The sequence below is a fragment of the uncultured Jannaschia sp. genome (assembly GCF_947503795.1).
GTDB lineage: Bacteria > Pseudomonadota > Alphaproteobacteria > Rhodobacterales > Rhodobacteraceae > Jannaschia.
In genome coordinates, this window is record NZ_CANNEZ010000002.1 from 114089 (window position 1) to 130295 (window position 16207).

15 protein-coding genes are annotated in these 16207 nt (G+C 71.5%); 12 read left to right on the forward strand and 3 right to left on the reverse strand.

Going from position 1 to position 16207, the window contains the following annotated elements; all coding sequences use genetic code 11:
• Nucleotides 1–49: 49 nt before the first annotated feature.
• The gene (locus tag Q0833_RS12990) at nt 50–1030 is read left to right on the forward strand and encodes an NAD(P)H-quinone oxidoreductase (RefSeq protein WP_298435470.1); all 981 of its coding nucleotides are present in this window, start codon (nt 50–52) and stop codon (nt 1028–1030) included.
• Nucleotides 1031–1159: 129 nt separating this feature from the next.
• On the opposite strand, the gene glpK is transcribed toward Q0833_RS12990, so the two are convergent.
• Nucleotides 1160–2632: a glycerol kinase GlpK gene (gene glpK / locus Q0833_RS12995; RefSeq protein ID WP_298435473.1), complete on the reverse strand. Its 1473-nt coding sequence runs from the start codon at nt 2630–2632 to the stop codon at nt 1160–1162.
• A gap of 427 nt (nt 2633–3059) precedes the next feature.
• Between glpK and Q0833_RS13000 the strand changes: the two genes are divergently transcribed.
• Nucleotides 3060–3395 (forward strand): hypothetical protein, encoded by a 336-nt coding sequence (locus tag Q0833_RS13000; RefSeq protein ID WP_298433246.1) that lies wholly within the window; start codon nt 3060–3062, stop codon nt 3393–3395.
• A 90-nt stretch (nt 3396–3485) separates the two neighbouring features.
• Here the strand turns inward: Q0833_RS13000 and Q0833_RS13005 are convergent, their stop codons facing one another.
• Nucleotides 3486–4172 (reverse strand): arylesterase, encoded by a 687-nt coding sequence (locus tag Q0833_RS13005; RefSeq protein ID WP_298435475.1) that lies wholly within the window; start codon nt 4170–4172, stop codon nt 3486–3488.
• On the opposite strand from Q0833_RS13005, the gene Q0833_RS13010 reads away from it, so the two are divergent.
• The 7 genes from Q0833_RS13010 (at nt 4171) to Q0833_RS13040 (ending at nt 13319) form a co-directional block, all read left to right on the forward strand.
• Nucleotides 4171–4908 (forward strand): ABC transporter ATP-binding protein, encoded by a 738-nt coding sequence (locus Q0833_RS13010; RefSeq protein ID WP_298435478.1) that lies wholly within the window; start codon nt 4171–4173, stop codon nt 4906–4908. The two genes, Q0833_RS13005 and Q0833_RS13010, sit on opposite strands and share 2 nt — an antisense overlap.
• Before the next feature lie 115 nt (nt 4909–5023).
• Nucleotides 5024–7549 carry an FtsX-like permease family protein gene (locus Q0833_RS13015; protein WP_298435481.1) on the forward strand — a complete coding sequence of 842 codons (2526 nt, stop codon included), beginning with the start codon at nt 5024–5026 and terminating at the stop codon, nt 7547–7549.
• A gap of 504 nt (nt 7550–8053) precedes the next feature.
• Entirely contained in the window at nt 8054–8992 is a 939-nt protein-coding gene (locus Q0833_RS13020) for an ABC transporter permease (protein WP_298435485.1), read from the forward strand.
• Complete coding sequence (locus Q0833_RS13025) at nt 8989–9804, forward strand: ABC transporter permease (RefSeq protein ID WP_298435489.1); 816 nt, start codon at nt 8989–8991, stop codon at nt 9802–9804. The genes Q0833_RS13020 and Q0833_RS13025 overlap by 4 nt, the downstream gene beginning before the upstream one ends.
• Nucleotides 9801–11414: an ABC transporter ATP-binding protein gene (locus tag Q0833_RS13030; protein ID WP_298435492.1), complete on the forward strand. Its 1614-nt coding sequence runs from the start codon at nt 9801–9803 to the stop codon at nt 11412–11414. Before Q0833_RS13025 ends, Q0833_RS13030 begins: the two co-directional genes overlap by 4 nt.
• Nucleotides 11411–11872 (forward strand): hypothetical protein, encoded by a 462-nt coding sequence (locus tag Q0833_RS13035; protein ID WP_298435493.1) that lies wholly within the window; start codon nt 11411–11413, stop codon nt 11870–11872. Before Q0833_RS13030 ends, Q0833_RS13035 begins: the two co-directional genes overlap by 4 nt.
• A 1-nt stretch (nt 11873) precedes the next feature.
• A complete protein-coding gene (locus Q0833_RS13040; protein WP_298435496.1) occupies nt 11874–13319 on the forward strand; it encodes an aldehyde dehydrogenase family protein in 1446 nt (481 codons plus the stop codon).
• A gap of 38 nt (nt 13320–13357) precedes the next feature.
• On the opposite strand, the gene Q0833_RS13045 is transcribed toward Q0833_RS13040, so the two are convergent.
• Nucleotides 13358–13726 (reverse strand): nuclear transport factor 2 family protein, encoded by a 369-nt coding sequence (locus Q0833_RS13045; protein WP_298435499.1) that lies wholly within the window; start codon nt 13724–13726, stop codon nt 13358–13360.
• A 113-nt stretch (nt 13727–13839) separates the two neighbouring features.
• Here Q0833_RS13045 and Q0833_RS13050 point away from each other — a divergent pair, with 113 nt between their 5' ends.
• The 3 genes from Q0833_RS13050 (at nt 13840) to Q0833_RS13060 (ending at nt 16049) form a co-directional block, all read left to right on the forward strand.
• Entirely contained in the window at nt 13840–14580 is a 741-nt protein-coding gene (locus Q0833_RS13050) for an SDR family oxidoreductase (RefSeq protein WP_298435502.1), read from the forward strand.
• 171 nt (nt 14581–14751) lie between these two features.
• Nucleotides 14752–15072 carry a hypothetical protein gene (locus Q0833_RS13055; RefSeq protein WP_298435505.1) on the forward strand — a complete coding sequence of 107 codons (321 nt, stop codon included), beginning with the start codon at nt 14752–14754 and terminating at the stop codon, nt 15070–15072.
• Nucleotides 15069–16049, forward strand: a complete 981-nt coding sequence (locus Q0833_RS13060; protein WP_298435508.1) for a P1 family peptidase — start codon at nt 15069–15071, stop codon at nt 16047–16049. The genes Q0833_RS13055 and Q0833_RS13060 overlap by 4 nt, the downstream gene beginning before the upstream one ends.
• The last annotated feature ends 158 nt before the right edge of the window (nt 16050–16207 follow it).

Consider the following 16207-nt stretch of genomic DNA (forward strand, 5'->3'; position numbering starts at 1 on the left):
CGCGTCTAGGGTCGCCCGAACCCGACGCGCCCGCCTCCCCGGAGACCCCATGCCCGACACCATGACCGCCATCGAGATCACGTCGCCCGGCGGCCCCGAGGTCCTGCGCCCGACCACGCGCCCCGTGCCCGTGCCCGCCCCCGATCAGATCCTGATCGCGATCGACCATGCGGGGGTGAACCGGCCCGACGCCCTTCAACGCGCAGGCGCCTACGACCCGCCCAAGGGCGCGTCCGACCTGCCCGGCCTCGAATGCGCGGGCACCGTTGCCGCCGTGGGCTCCGGCGTCAGCCGTTGGGACGTGGGCGACCGGGTCTGCGCGCTCCTGCCCGGCGGCGGGTACGCGGAATACGCCGTCACCCATGGCGACCACGCGCTGCGCATCCCCGATGGCCTCTCGATGGCGCAGGCCGCGGCCCTTCCCGAGACGTTCTTCACCGTCTGGACCAATGTGTTCGATCGCGGCCGCCTTGGGGGCGGCGAGCGGTTCCTCGTCCATGGCGGCTCGTCGGGCATCGGCACCACGGCGATCCAGCTCGCCGTCGCGCGCGGCGCGCGGGTCTTCGCGACCGCCGGGTCGTCCGAGAAGGTGGCCGCCTGCGAGGCGCTGGGCGCAGAGGGCATCAATTACCGCGAAACGGATTTCGTCGAGATCCTGCGCGCGGCGGGCGGCGCCGATCTCATCCTCGACATGGTCGGCGGCAACTATCTGCCGCGCAACATCAAGGCCTTGGCCGACGATGGGCGGCTGGTGCAGATCGCGTTCCTGCAGGGCCCCAAGGTCGAGCTCAACTTCGCGCAACTGATGGTGCGGCGGCTGACGATCACCGGCTCGACGCTGCGCCCGCAATCCGACCTCGCCAAGGCCCGCATCGCCGACGCGCTCCGCTCCGAGGTCTGGCCCCTACTCGACACCGGCCGTATCGCCCCGGTCATGGACAAGACCTTCGCCCTGGCCGACGCCGCCGCCGCCCATACCCGGATGGAAGCCGGCGAACATATCGGAAAGATCGTCTTGAAGGTCCGCTAAGGGCCAAGGCGCGGTCCCGGAGCACCGTGCCCCCGATCTTTGCTCAAGAAATATGCCGCCCCGGCTACCGATCCCGGTCCGACGCCTGCCGCGACGCGCGCAGACTATTCAGCGAATAGTCTGCCCCCCTCACCGCACCAGCGTCCGCTGCACGGCATCCGACCAGCCCGCATAACGATCCTCGCGGTCCGCCTCGGCCATCTTCGGCTCGAACCGCCGCTCCAGCGCCCAGCCCTCGGCAAACCCGTCCTGGTCCGGACACACGCCTGCGCGCATCCCCGCAAGCCACGCCGCGCCCAGCGCCGTCGTCTCGAGGACCTCGGGCCGGTCCACCGGCGCACCGAGGATGTCCGACAGGAACTGCATCGACCAGTCCGACGCGCTCATGCCGCCATCCACGCGCAGCACCGTGTCGCCAAGCCCGCCCTTATCGGCGCGCATCGCGTCCAGCAGGTCCCGCGTCTGGTAGCCGACGCTCTCGAGTGCGGCGCGTGCGAACTCCGCCGGGCCCGATCCGCGCGTCAGCCCGAAGATCGCGCCCCGCGCCTCCGGGTCCCAATGGGGTGCGCCGAGCCCCGTGAAGGCCGGAACGAGATAGAGGCGCTGCGCCGGATCGGCCGCCTCGGCAAGCGCCTGGGTCTCCGCCGCCGACCCGATGATCCCCAGCCCGTCGCGCAACCATTGCACCACGGCGCCCGCGATGAAGATCGACCCTTCCAGCGCGTAGGTCGGCACCCCGTCGAGCTGGTAGGCCACCGTCGTCAGCAGGCGGTTTGTCGACGCCACCGGCGCGTCCCCCGTGTTCAGGAGCGCAAAGCACCCCGTTCCGTAGGTGGATTTCATCATCCCCGGCTGGAAGCACGCCTGCCCGATGGTCGCCGCCTGCTGGTCGCCCGCGACGCCGAGGATCGGAATTTCGGGACCCAGCAGGTCGGTCGTCCCGAACTCGGACGCGCAGTCGCGCACTTCGGGCAGCATCCCCATCGGCACGTCAAGAAGACCGCAGACATGGTCGTCCCACGCGCCCTTGTGGATGTTGTAGAGCATCGTCCGACAGGCATTCGTCGCATCAGTCACATGGGCCCGCCCCCCGGTCAGCTTCCAGATCAGGTAGCTGTCGATCGTCCCGAAGATCAGGTGCCCGGCCTCGGCATCGGCCCGCGCGCCGTCGACATTCTCGAGAATCCAGCGCAGCTTCGTGCCGCTGAAATAGGGATCCATCAGGAGGCCGGTCCGCGCCGTCACCTCGGCCTCGTGGGCGGCCATCTCGCGGCAGAACGCGGCCGTGCGCCGGTCCTGCCAGACGATTGCGCGATGCGCGGGTGTGCCGGTCCGCCGGTCCCAGACGGCGGTCGTCTCGCGCTGGTTGGTGATGCCGATGGCCGCGATATCGCCCGCGTCGATGCCGGCGGTCTTGACCACCTCGCGGCAGGTCCGCGCGACGGTGGCCCAGATGTCCTCGAGATCATGCTCGACCCAGCCGCTATCGGGGAAATGCTGCGCGAACTCCTCCTGCGCGGTCGCGACGATCTTCAGATCTGCCGAGAAGAGGATCGCACGGCTGGACGTCGTGCCCTGATCGATGGCGAGGATATGGGTCATGGCGCGGCCTCCCTGCTGGCGTCCCCGAGATGTCGCGGATCGGGCGGCGGCGAGCAAGGGGGCGGCAAGACGCTCCAGGCCCCGCCCCCACCCCGGAGGCCGGGGGGGCCGGCCCCCCGGACCACCCCGGCATCCGCGTCGAAAACCGGGGACCGGGCGATCTCGCTGCGAGCCAGGCCGGCTTTGTGTCGAAATCTCCGCATGTCGTCACGCCCGCGTCAGCGCCCGTCGCGGGCGCGTGAGGCCGGTGCGGCGGGGGTGCGGGTGCTGTGCGTGGACGCACTCAGTTCGCGCTGATCTCACGCGTCCGTGCATTGCGGCAGCGGCCCGGCACGCGCATCTTCATCCCATCAGCAGGGCACGCACCGCCCCGCCGCATCGCAACCGGGCCGAACACAACCACGGGCCCACACCAAGGACAGAACACATGAAAACCCTCATCGCCTCCGCCCTCGTCGCCGCCGCCGCCTTCGCCGCCCCCGCCACCGCGCAGGTCGGATCCGGCACCGCCGCCGCCATCGCCCATTTCAACCAGTCGCACGACACCCAGGACAATCGCATCGCGCTCCGCGGCGGCGTCTCGAACACCTTCGTCTCGACCCGTTCGGCCTCCAGCGACCGCGCCTACGCGATCTTCAACGCCCAGGCCGACAACGTGAACGCACTCCGCGGGCTCTACGGCCAGGCCGGCGTCTCCGGCACCCCGGCCTATGGCGCCGAGATCTTCGCCCGCATCCAGGCCGAAAGCCTCGAAGGCGAGTGACCCCCGACCGGGCCGCGCCCCCGACAGGTCTCTCCCCCGCCCCCGCGCGCGACCCGATCACGACCCCCGGTGAACACCAGGGGTCGTGTCTCATTCCACCTGCGCCACCAGTTCCGCCACGCGGGGACCCAGCGCCTCGACGATCACGCCGACGCCGTCACGATTGGGATGGATGCCGTCGCCCTGCATGTAGCGGGCGCGCGCCTCGGCCACGCCGACCTCGGCGATCAGCGGCCCGAGAAAGCTCGTCTCGTGAAGCGCGCCGTACTCCGCCGCCAGTTCGGGATACATCGCGTCGAACGCGGCCTTGAAGGCGGGGCCGTAATTGCCCGGCGCCTCGAGCCCGACCAGTAGCACCGGCAGCGCGCCAGCGCCCACGAGGATCCCTTCGAGGTTCTCGCGGCTCACCGCCGGCGGCAATCCCCGCAGAAGGTCGTTCCCCCCCAGCGCCACGATCAGCGCATCGACCTCGGGCGTCAGCGTCCAGTCCAGCCGCGCGAGGCCGCCCGCCGTCGTGTCGCCCGACACGCCGGCGTTCACGATCCGGGCATCGACGCCTTCCGCATCGAGCCAGGCCTGAAGCTGCGGCACGAAACCCTGGCCATCGGGCAGGCCATAGCCCGCCGTCAGGCTGTCGCCCAACGCGGCCACGGTCACCGTCTCGGCCCGTGCCGCCCCCGCGCCCGCCAGAAGGACGGCGGCGACCTGAACCGACTTGTTCAGCCAGCGGCGGGCCCCATATCCCACCCGACGCACCCACGCCACGAGGTTCCCCATGGTCCTGTCGCTCCGCGACGTCTCGCTCACGCTCCCCGGCAATGCGGGACTGGTCGACATCCTCCACGATATCTCGCTGGAGGTGAGCGCGCGCGACAGCGTGGGTCTGGTGGGGCCTTCGGGGTCCGGCAAATCGTCTCTCCTCATGCTCATGGGCGGGCTGGAGCGGGCCTCGTCGGGCAAGGTCGAGGCGCTGGGCCGCGATCTGACCGCGATGGACGAGGACGCGCTGGCCCGGTTCCGCCGCGAACATATGGGGGTGGTCTTCCAATCCTTCCACCTGATCCCGACGATGACCGCGCTGGAGAACGTCGCCACGCCGCTGGAACTCGCGGGCCATGCGGACGCGTTCGACCGCGCCGCGGCCGAACTGGATGCGGTTGGCCTCGGCCACCGGACCGACCACTACCCGTCCCAGATGTCGGGCGGCGAACAGCAGCGCGTGGCGCTGGCCCGCGCCGCCGCCCCTCGCCCGGACATCCTTCTGGCGGATGAGCCGACGGGCAATCTCGACCAGGCCACGGGTGCCGCGATCATGGATCTTCTGTTCGGGCTCCGCGACCGCCACGGCGCGACGCTGATCCTCGTGACCCATTCGACCGAACTCGCCGCGCGCTGCGACCGCACCGTCCGACTGGTCGACGGTCGGCTCGAAAGCGAGACGCGCCGCGACCTGCGCGTCGTCGATGCCGCCGAGACCGGCGCCGCCCATCCCGCAGTGGACGCCGCCGAATGACGCTCGCACACCCGCCGCTGGCCGTGGCGCGCCCCGTCCTCCGGTCCTTGCTCCCCGAGTATGCTCTTCCGGCGCGCGGCCCCCAGTCGCCCGCGGGCAACCGCGCGACCCCGGCATGACCTGGCTCACCCACGCCTGGCGCATCGCCACCCGCGAGCTGCGCGGCGGCCTGCGCGGCTTTCGCATCTTCCTCGCCTGTCTCGCGCTCGGCGTCGCGGCCATCGCCGCCGTCGGCTCGGTCCGGGTCTCGATCACCGAAGGGCTGGAGCGAGAGGGGCGCAACATCCTCGGCGGCGATGCCGAGGTGCAGTTCACCTACCGCGCCGCGACGGCCGACGAACGCGCCTGGCTCGACGAGCTGGGCACCGTGTCCGAGGTGATGGATTTCCGGTCCATGGTCGCCACCGGGGACGGCATCGAGGCCGACCGCGCGCTGACGCAGGTCAAGGCCGTGGACGACCTCTATCCGCTGGTGGGTGAGGTCGAGCTCGAGCCTGCGATTCCGCTGGACGAGGCACTGGCGGGGGACGGCGTCGTCGTCCACCCGGTGCTGGCCGACCGGCTGGGCCTCGCCGTGGGCGACCCGCTCTGGATGGGGGCGAACCGCCTGACGATCACGGCCCGGCTGGTGCGCGAGCCGGATGCCGGTGCCGACGGGTTCGGTCTGGGACCGCGGACGCTGGTGCGGACGGCGGCGCTCGAGGGGTCGGGGCTTCTGGCCGAAGGCTCGCTCTTCGACAGCGAATACCGCCTCGTGCTGCCGCCCGAGACCACCGACGCCGATCTCGATGCCGCCCGCGCCGCGATGGAAGCGGAGTTCGCTGAAACCGGCGCGCGCTGGCGTGACCGCCGCAACGCCGCGCCGCAGGTCGAGCGTTTCGTCGATCGCATCGGCAGCTTCCTCGTCCTCGTCGGGCTCGCGGGTCTCGCTGTCGGCGGCGTCGGCGTCTCGGCCGCGGTGCGCGCCTATCTCGACCGCAAGACCGGCGTCATCGCCACGCTCAAGACCGTCGGCGCCGAGGGCCGCACGATCTTCGCGGCCTACCTGATGCAGGTCGGGCTGCTGGCGGGGCTCGGCATCGCCATCGGGCTGGTGATCGGCCTCCTGATCCCGCTCGCGGCCGGACCCTTCATCGAGGCGCAGCTACCCGTGCCCGTCGCACTCGGGCTGCATCCCTCACCGCTGGTCGAGGCCGCACTCTACGGCGCGCTGACCGCGCTGATCTTCACGCTCTGGCCGCTCGCGCGTACCGAGCAGGTCCGCGCCGCCTCGCTTTTTCGCGACGGCTCCGGTCCGGTCCGGGGCTGGCCCCGCCGCCGCTACATCGTGACCCTCGTCCTCGCCGCCGCACTTTTGATCGGCCTTTCCGTCTGGCTCTCGGGCATCCCCACGCTCGCGCTCTACTCGGCAGCGGGCATCGCCGCCGCCCTCGCCGTGCTCGTCCTCGCGGCCTGGGGCGTGCGTCGCCTCGCGCGCTGGGGTGCTGGCACACGGGCGGTGCGCGGGCATCCGGCGCTCCGCCTGGCGCTCGGCTCGGTCGGCGGGCCCGGCGGCGAAGCCACCGCCGTGGTCCTCTCGCTCGGCCTCGGCCTCACTGTGCTGGCCGCCGTGGGACAGATCGACGCCAACATGCGCGCCGCCATCGACCGCGACCTGCCCGAGGTGGCGCCCAGCTATTTCTTCGTCGACATCCAGCCCGACCAGCTTCCGGCCTTCCTCGACCGCGTGACCAACGACCCCGCCGTCAGCCGCGTCGACAGCGCGCCGATGCTGGGCGGCGTGGTCCGATCCATCGGCGGACGCGACGCCTCCGAGATCGACCATTGGGTCACCCGTGGCGACCGCCGGATCAGCTTCGCCGACGCGCTGCCTGCGGGCACGCGCATCACCGGGGGCGAGTGGTGGCCCGAAGGCTATGACGGCCCACCGCGTGTCTCGATGGCGCAGGAGGAGGCCGAGGAGATCGGCGTGGCCTTGGGCGACGAGATCGTCATGAACGTGCTCGGCCGCGACATCGTCGCCACGGTCACCAACTTCCGCGAGGTGGATTTCTCGTCGGGCGGGATCGGCTTCGTCCTCGTCTTCGACGCGAACGCCCTGACCGGCGCGCCGCACACCTGGCTTTCGACCGTCTATGCCGAGGAAGAGGCCGAGGCCGCCATCCTGCGCGACGTGGCCGGGGCCGCGCCCAACATCACCGCGATCCGGGTGCGCGACGCCATCGGCCTCGTCACCGAAGCCCTCTCGGCGCTGGCCGCCGCCACGTCCTGGGGCGCGGGCGCGACGCTGTTGACGGGCTTCGTCGTGCTGATCGGCGCGGCGGCCGCGGGCGAGCGGGGCCGCGTTGCCGAAGCCGCGATCCTCAAGACCGTGGGCGCCACCCGGCGCACGATCCTCGCCAGTTTCGCACTCCGATCCGCCATGCTGGGGGGCGCCGCCGGGATCGTCGCCATCGCGGGCGGCGCGCTGGCCGGATGGGGCATCATGCGCTTCGTGATGGAGGCCCCGTTCCGGTTCGAGCCGGTCTCGGCGCTCGCCATCGTCATCGGCGGCGCGCTCGCGACCCTGCTGGCGGGCCTCGCCTTCGCGTGGCGCCCGCTCGCCACCCGTCCCGCCCGCGTGCTCCGGTCGCAGGAATGAGCGTCGTGCCCCGGTGCCCATGACGGGCTGACGGCCCGGTCGATGCACCGGGCCGTCCCACCTGCGACCGCGCGTCAGTCCATTGATTGCGCCAAGCATACCATTTCGCCCGAGTATCTACCGGCGCCGCTCTTGCCGATCACGAGCCAAAAGTGCCGTTCTGCTGAATCGCCAGCCCTTCGCCCTTTTTGACCAGATAGCCGCCCCTCGCCCGAAGGTCCGGCAAAGAGACGCACACGACCACCCAAGCCAGAGCCGTCTCCGCCTCTCACTTCTGAAGTCAGGATCCGTGCTTCGACATGCCCATGCTTCGGAACCCGGCGTCGATCCGCGCCGCATCCGGTCACCCGCCAGCCTTCACATCCCAATAGGACCGGTCCCTGATCGCGGGTCCCTGACGGAAACCCCCGCCATTCTCCACGCTGCGCCCGCGGACGCCCTCCCGCCTCGCCCCGGCGTCGCGCGGGCTTTCCCCCTCCGCGCCCCCTTGCTAGCCTTCGGCCCATGTTGCGCGCGCTCGGGCGGAAGGCCCTGTCCCTGACCTTGTCGCTGATCGTCGCCAGCGTCGTGATCTTCGTCATGCTGCAAGCCGTTCCGGGCGACCCCGCCGCCTTCATGCTCGGCCTCAACGCACAGCCCGACACCATCGCGGCCCTTCGTGCCGAACTCGGGCTCGAGGGCGGGCTGATCCAGCGTTACCTCGCCTGGACCGGCGGGATGATGACCGGCGATCTGGGCACCTCCTACACCTACCGCGCACCGGTATCGGACCTCGTGCTGGACCGGATCGGCGTTTCGGCCCCGCTCGCGGCCTACGCGCTGATCCTGACGGTGCTGATCGCCTTCCCGGTCGGCCTCATCGCGGCAACCCGGCGGGGCGGGCCGGCGGACTGGGGCATCATGGGTGCCACGCAGCTCGGGATCGCGGTGCCGAACTTCTGGTTCGCGATGCTGCTCGTCCTCGTCTTCGCGGTGCAGCTCCGCTGGGTCTCGGCGGGCGGCTTTCCCGGCTGGTCCGACCCCGTCGCGGCCATCGGCGCGCTGACGCTCCCGGCCATCGCGCTGGCCCTGCCGCAGGCGTCGATCCTCGCGCGCGTCCTGCGGTCCGCCGTGCTCGACACGCTCGACCAGGACTACATCCGCACTGCCCGCGCCAAGGGCCTCAGCCGCCGCGCGACGGTCGTCCGCCATGCGCTTCGCAACGCGCTGATCCCGGTCCTGACGATCCTCGGGCTCCAGTTCTCGTTCCTCCTGGCCGGCGCGATCATCATCGAGAACGTGTTCTTCCTGCCGGGCCTCGGGCGCTTGATCTTCCAGGGCATCACCCAGCGCGACCTCATCGTCGTCCAATCGGTGACCATGCTGCTCGTGGCCTCGGTGATCGTCGTCACCTTCCTCGTCGAGGTGGCCTACACGCTCGCCGACCCGAGGCTCCGGCGATGAGGGGCGCGCTTCTCATCGGCGGCGCGATCACGGCCGTCTTCGCGCTCTTGGCCGGTGTGGGGCTCCTCTGGGTGCCCCATGACATCACGGTGCTCGACATCTCGGCGCGGCTGCTCGGGCCCTCCGCCGCCCACCCCCTCGGCACCGACCATTTCGGGCGCGACACGCTCTCGATGCTGATGGAGGGCGCGCGGACCTCGATCGCGGTCGCCCTCCTCGCCGTCGGCATCGGCATCGGCATCGGCGTGCCGCTCGGGCTGACGGCGGCGGCGGCGCGCGGCAGCCTCCTCGACGAGGTCATCATGCGCGGCAACGACCTCGTCTTCGCCTTCCCCAGTCTCGTGATCGCGATCCTCATCACCGCCGTCTTCGGCCCGAGCGCCGTCAACGCGATCCTCGCCATCGGCATCTTCAACATTCCCGTCTTCGCCCGCGTCGCCCGCGGCGGGGCGCTGCCGCTCTGGACGCTGGATTACGTCATGGCGGCGCGAGTGGCGGGCAAGGGCCGGACGCTGATCTCGGTGCAGCACATCCTGCCCAATATCGCGAATCTCCTGATCGTGCAGGCGACGATCCAGTTCTCGCTGGGCATCCTCGCCGAGGCGGCGCTCGCCTATGTCGGCCTCGGCGCGCAGCCCCCGGTGGCGAGCTGGGGCCGGATGCTCGCCGACGCGCAGACCATGATCTACACCGAGCCGCAGCTCGCCCTGATCCCCGGCCTCGCCATCGTCGCGATCGTGCTGGGGCTGAACCTCCTTGGCGACGGGCTGCGCGACCTGCTCGATCCCCGGCTGCGGCGAACGCGAGCATGACCGGTGCGGCGATCCGTCCCGACGCCGGGGGTCCGGGGGGCGTCCCCCGGCCCGCGTCGCCGGGCGCACCCGCGCCGCTTTTGCGCATCGACGGCCTCTCGCTCGCGATCCACGGCACACCGATCCTCGACGATGTGTCCTTGGACATCGCGCCGGGCACCGTCACCGGCCTCGTCGGCGAGAGCGGGTCGGGCAAGTCGCTGACGGCGCTGGCGCTCATGGGCCTCGCGCCCGGCGGCACGACAACGCGCGGCCGGATCGAGATGGGCGGCCGCGACCTCCTGACCCTGCCCGAGCGGGCGTGGCTCGACATCCGGGGCGACGAGATCGGCATGATCTTCCAGGAGCCGATGACCGCGCTCAACCCGGTCCACACCATCGGCGCGCAGGTCGCCGAGACATTGCGCCTGCGCGGCACGCCCCGCGCCGAGGCCGCCGCCATCGCCCGCGAGCGGCTGGACCGCGTCGGCCTCGCCGGGATCGCACTCGACCGTTACCCGCACGAGCTCTCGGGCGGGCAGCGCCAGCGGGTCTGCATCGCCATGGCCATCGCGCGGCACCCCCGCCTCCTGATCGCGGACGAGCCGACCACCGCGCTCGACGTCACCACGCAGGCGCAGATCCTCGACCTCTTGCGCGATCTCGTGGCCGACGAGGGCATGGCGCTCCTCCTCATCACCCACGACCTGGGGGTCGTTGCCGAAGTGGCCGACTACGTCGCGGTCATGAAGGACGGCGCCATCGTCGAGCGGGGCGCGACCGAAACCCTGTTCCGCACCCATACCCATCCCTACACTCGCGACCTGCTCGCGGCGTCCCGGCCCGCGCCCCGCCCGCCGCGCGACATCGCGGCCGACCCCGTGCTCGAGGTGCGCGACGTCACCCGCCGATATGGCGCGTTCACCGCGGTCGACGGCGTCTCGCTGGTCCTCAACCGGAGCGAGAGCCTCGGCCTCGTCGGCGAGAGCGGATGCGGCAAGTCCACCCTGACCCGCGCGCTTCTGGGGCTGGAGCCGGTGCAGGCGGGGACGATCACGCTGCACGACCGGCCCGGCGGCGCGACCATGACCCGCGCCGACCGCGCCCGGATCAGCGTCGTCTTCCAGGACCCCTATGGCAGCTTCGATCCCCGCTGGACCGTCGCCCGCCTCGTGACCGAACCGTTCCACCTGACGGGCCGCCCGCCCGATGCCCGCGCCCGCGCCACTGCCGCGCTGGAACGAGTGGGCCTCGATGCCGACGCGCTCGACCGCTACCCGCACGAATTCTCGGGGGGCCAGCGCCAGCGCATCGCCATCGCCCGCGCGCTCATCACCGAGCCCGACGTCCTGGTCCTCGACGAGGCCGTCAGCGCGCTCGACGTCCGGGTCCGCGCCCAGGTGCTCGACCTTCTGGCCGATCTGCAGGCGCGGCTCGGTCTCGCCTATCTCTTCATCTCCCACGACCTGACCGTGGTGCGCGCCATCTGCGACCGGGTGCTGGTGATGCGCGCCGGCCGGATCGAGGAACGGGGCGACATCGCCCGCGTCTTCGCCGCCCCCGCCTCGGACTACACCCGGTCCCTGATCGCGGCGGCGCCGACCATTCCCGACGGCTGGCTCGCGGGATGAGCCTCCTGCACGCCTCCATCGCCGCCCGCGCGCCCGAGGCGATGGCCCGCGCGCTGGCGCGGCTGCTCGGCGGCACGGCATTGCCGTTTCCGCCCTGCCCCGGCGCGTGGATCGCTTTCGCGGCCGCAGATGACGGCACCGCGGTCGAGGTCTATCCGTCCGGAACGCGGTTGGACCACGGGCCCTCTTCCGTCGCCTTCACACCCGGCCCGCCCCGGCGAGACGCCGGAGCCACGCATCTGGCGCTGGCCTCGCCCCTCACGGTGCCGGAGATCGAGGCGCTCGCCGCGGGCTTTGGCTGGACCGCGCGGACCTGCGACCGCGGCCCGTTCGACTGCGTCGAGATCTGGACCGGCGAGGGCCTTCTGATCGAGGTGCTGGACGCAGGGATGCTGGCCGATTACCGCAAGGGCATGACGGTCGCGTCTTGGCGCGCGATGTTCGGGATGGAGGACTGACATGACCGATCGGGCGAAGGCACTCTGGTTCGACGCAAGCGAGATGCTGATTGGCGGCCGCTGGCTCTCCGCGCCCGATACCATCGCGCTGGAGAACCCGTCGACCGGCGCGCCGCTCGCCCGGATCGCGCGCGGCCAGTCGCGCGAGATCGACGCCGCCGTCGCCGCCGCCCATGCGGCGATGGACGGCGAATGGGGCCGGATGCCCGCCGTCGAGCGGGGACGTATCCTGACCCGGTTGGGGCGGCTCGTGACCGAACGACTGGACGATCTCGCGGTGCTCGAGGCCCAGGATGTCGGCAAGCCGCTGACACAGGCGCGGGCGGATGCGGTGGCGCTGGCACGCTACTGCGAATTCTACGGCGGGGCCGCCGACAAGGTGCACGGCCAGACGATCCCCTATCTCGACGGCTACACGGTCTACACGCTGCGCCAGCCCCACGGCGTGACGGGCCATATCGTGCCGTGGAACTATCCGATGCAGATCATCGGCCGGTCGGTCGGCGCGGCGCTGGCGATGGGCAATGCCTGCGTGTTGAAGCCCGCCGAGGAGGCGTGCCTGACGGCGCTGGCCTTCGCGCGGCTGGCCGAAGAGGCGGGGCTGCCGCCCGGCGCACTGAACGTCGTGCCGGGCCTCGGGGCCGAGGCGGGCGCGGCCCTCGCATCCCATCCCGGCATCCACCATGTCAGCTTTACGGGCTCGGTCGCGACCGGCGCCAAGGTGCAGATGGCGGCCGCGGCCAACGTCATCCCGGTCACGCTGGAGCTCGGGGGCAAGTCGCCGCAGCTTGTGTTCGATGACGCCGATCTCGACGCGGCGCTGCCCTTCCTCGTGAATGCGGGCATCCAGAACGCGGGCCAGACCTGCTCGGCGGCCTCGCGCATCCTCGTCCATCACGACATCCAGGATGCCGTCGTCGAGCGCATGGCCGAGCGCTACGCCGCGCTGCGCGTCGGCGCGGCGATGGACGACCTCGATGTCGGGCCCCTGATCTCGGGCCGCCAGAAGGAGATCGTGGACGGTTTCCTCGGGCGTGCCGACGGCCTGACCGTGGCCGCCGAGGGGTCGATCGAAGCCGAGGGCGGCCATTACGTTGCGCCGACCCTTCTGACCGGCGCGACCCCGGACCACCCGCTGGCACAGGCCGAGATCTTCGGCCCCGTGCAGGTCGTCATCCCGTTTGCCGACGAGGCCGAGGGCATCCGCATTGCCAACGGCACCGATTACGGGCTGGTCGCAGGCGTCTGGACCCGCGACGGCGGCCGCCAGATGCGACTGGCCCGCGATCTGCGCGCGGGGCAGGTCTTCCTCAACAACTACGGCGCGGGCGGCGGGGTCGAGCTGCCCTTCGGCGGTATCGGAAAGTCCGGCCATGGCCGCGAGAAGGGGTTCGAGGCGCTCTACGGGTTCAGCCAGCTCAAGACCGTGGCGGCCCGGCACGGTTAGGGGCACGCCACGTCGCGGACGGGTCCGCCGCGCGGGCCTCAGCCCGTCGGGTAGTAGAACTCCTCGCGCACGATCTGGCCGTCGGCGACGGTGTAGACGCCGATATCCTTCATCTCCTCGATCTCTCCCGTCTCGCGCTTCTTCATCTTCATGTCGAAGATGACGGCGAAACGGTCATCGCCGTGGGGCATCGGGTCCGACACCTCCGTCCCGACCTGTTCGTACATGCCCGAGAACCACTCGTGCTTGCCGCGGATGGCCTCGCGCCCCTTCACCTCGCGGCCCTGCCCCATATCGGCGGCTTCGACACTGACGGCATCCTCGGCATAGAGCCGGTCGATGTTCTCGGTCTCGCGCCCGGCCCGGCATCCCGCGACGAGCTCTTTTGCGACGTCCTGCATCTCCATCGTTCCATCCTCCGAATTGCTGAACCCGCATCATAGCACATTTGGCGCGGGTCCGCCGGGGCTGGCCTTGGCCGCGCGCACCCGGCATCCTGCGCGCCAAGGGAGGACCGGGCATGAGATTGCAGGACAGGACGGCCATCGTCACGGGCGGGGCCTCGGGCTTCGGGAAGGGTATCGTCGAGGCCTTCGCGCGCGAGGGGGCGAGCGTGCTCGTCGCCGACCGGAACGCCGACGGGGCGCAGGCCGTGGCCGAGGCCAATAGCGGGATCGCCGCGACCATGGACGTGGCGCAGGACGCCGACTGGGCGGCGGTGACGGCGCAGGCGATGGAGGCCTGGGGGCGGATCGACATCCTCGTGAACAACGCGGGCATCACCCATCTGCCGACCCCGATGGAGGACGTGTCCGAGGAGGAGTTCGATCGGGTCCTCTCGGTCAACGCCAAGTCGGTCTATCTCAGCGCCCGCCACGTCGTGCCGGCGATGAAGGCGGCGGGCCGGGGGGCGATCCTGAACGTGGCGTCCACGGCGGGGGTCAGCCCGCGGCCGCGGCTCAACTGGTACAACGCCTCGAAGGGCTGGATGATCACCGCGACGAAGGCCATGGCTGTCGAGCTGGCGCCCGCGGGCGTGCGCGTGAACGCGATCAACCCGGTCGCGGGCGACACGCCGCTGCTCGCGAGCTTTCTGGGCGAGGACACGCCCGAGATGCGGGCCAAGTTCCTGTCCACGATTCCGCTCGGCCGGTTCTCGACGCCCGAGGACATGGGCCACGCGGCGCTCTACCTCTGCTCGGACGAGGCCAGCATGGTCACCGGCGTGGCCATGGAGGTGGATGGTGGGCGCTGCATCTGACGGCGGCCGCGGAGCGACCCCACCCAGCGCGCGCCCCCCATCGGATTCCGTGCGCATCTTGGCCGTTGGGGCAGAGATTATTCGTACGAATAATCTCTGCCGGCGCGGGGGTCGGATGACTGCGCGAGACGGCGAAGTCAGAGCGCTGTCGATCCGCACCAGGCGCGCCGCATGAAGCTCGCGGCGACGATCCGGGTGCTTGCGGGCGCCTTCGCCTCGCAGCAGCTGGCCTTCGCGCATCTTCTGGATGCCGCCGAACGCGACGGCCTCTCGCCCGATCTCGACCATGTCGAGGTGCTAATGCCCGGCGAGGGCACGCGCCTGCGCCATATCTTCGAGCCCGCGCTTGCCCGCGACCTCACCGAAGGCTCGGCGGGCGAGGCCCTGATCCTGATCCTGCCCGGCGCGCTCGTCACCGGGCGCTTTCGCGAGGATGCGCGGCTGCGCGACCTCGGCGCCCATCCGGGTCACATCACGCGGGTGCTGCAATGAGGCCGGGTCCCCGCAACGCCATCACCGATATCGACGGCCTGCGCGTCGGGTCGGCCCATGACGCGGACCTCCGCTCCGGCACGACCGTCCTTCTGGGCGACGCGCCCTTCACCGCCGCCGTGCATGTCATGGGCGGCGCGCCCGGCACGCGCGAAACGGACCTGCTGGCCCCCGACAAGACCGTGCAGGAGGTCGACGCGCTGGTCCTCTCGGGCGGCTCGGCTTTCGGGCTGGACGCGGCGTCGGGCGTGGCGGACGGTCTGCGCGCCATGGGCCGGGGCTTCGCCGTCGGGGACGTCCGCGTGCCCATCGTGCCGGGCGCAATCCTCTTCGACCTGCTCAATGGCGGGGACAAGGGATGGGACGCGAACCCCTATGGCGCGCTCGGCCGCGCGGCGCTGGACGCCGCCGGGACGGACATCGCCTGCGGCAGCCACGGTGCGGGCTTCGGGGCGACGGTGATGGATCTGCGCGGCGGACTCGGGACGGCGTCCGCCGTGTTGGCCTCGGGCGTCACGGTCGGCGCCTTGGTCGCGGTGAACGCGCTCGGCCGGGTCTGCGACGACCGGGGCCGGTTCCACGCCGCGGGCCACGAGATGGATGCGGAGTTCGGCGGCCTCGGGCCAGCGGCGACCGATCCGGGATGGGAGCCGTTCTCGGACCGCGTGCCCGGCCAGTCGACCACCATCGCCATCGTCGCCACCGATGCCGCGCTGACCCAGGCGCAAGCGACGCGCATGGCGGTCGCAGCGCATGACGGCATGGCACGCGCGATCTGGCCGTCGCACACACCGATGGATGGCGACCTGGTCTTCGCGGCCGCGACCGGCGCGCGCCCGCTCGCCGATCCCGTCTGGGAGTCGTTGCAGCTGGGGCACGCGGCGGCGGGCTGTCTCGCGCGGGCCATCGCACGTGGCGTCCACGCCGCCGATCCCGGCGGCGACCTGCCCGCCTGGCGCACCCGCTTCGGAGACTGAAACCGCCGGATTTCGCTCACGCCCCGGTGAGCGCGCGTCATCCGCAGGCGAGATCGCGGTGAGCGACGGGCCCGAACCGGGCGGTTTCCGGAGGTAGCGGGGCGCAAATTGGCCGCGGATACGACGATCCGTTGCGGGCGGGACCGGTTGGCGCGCAC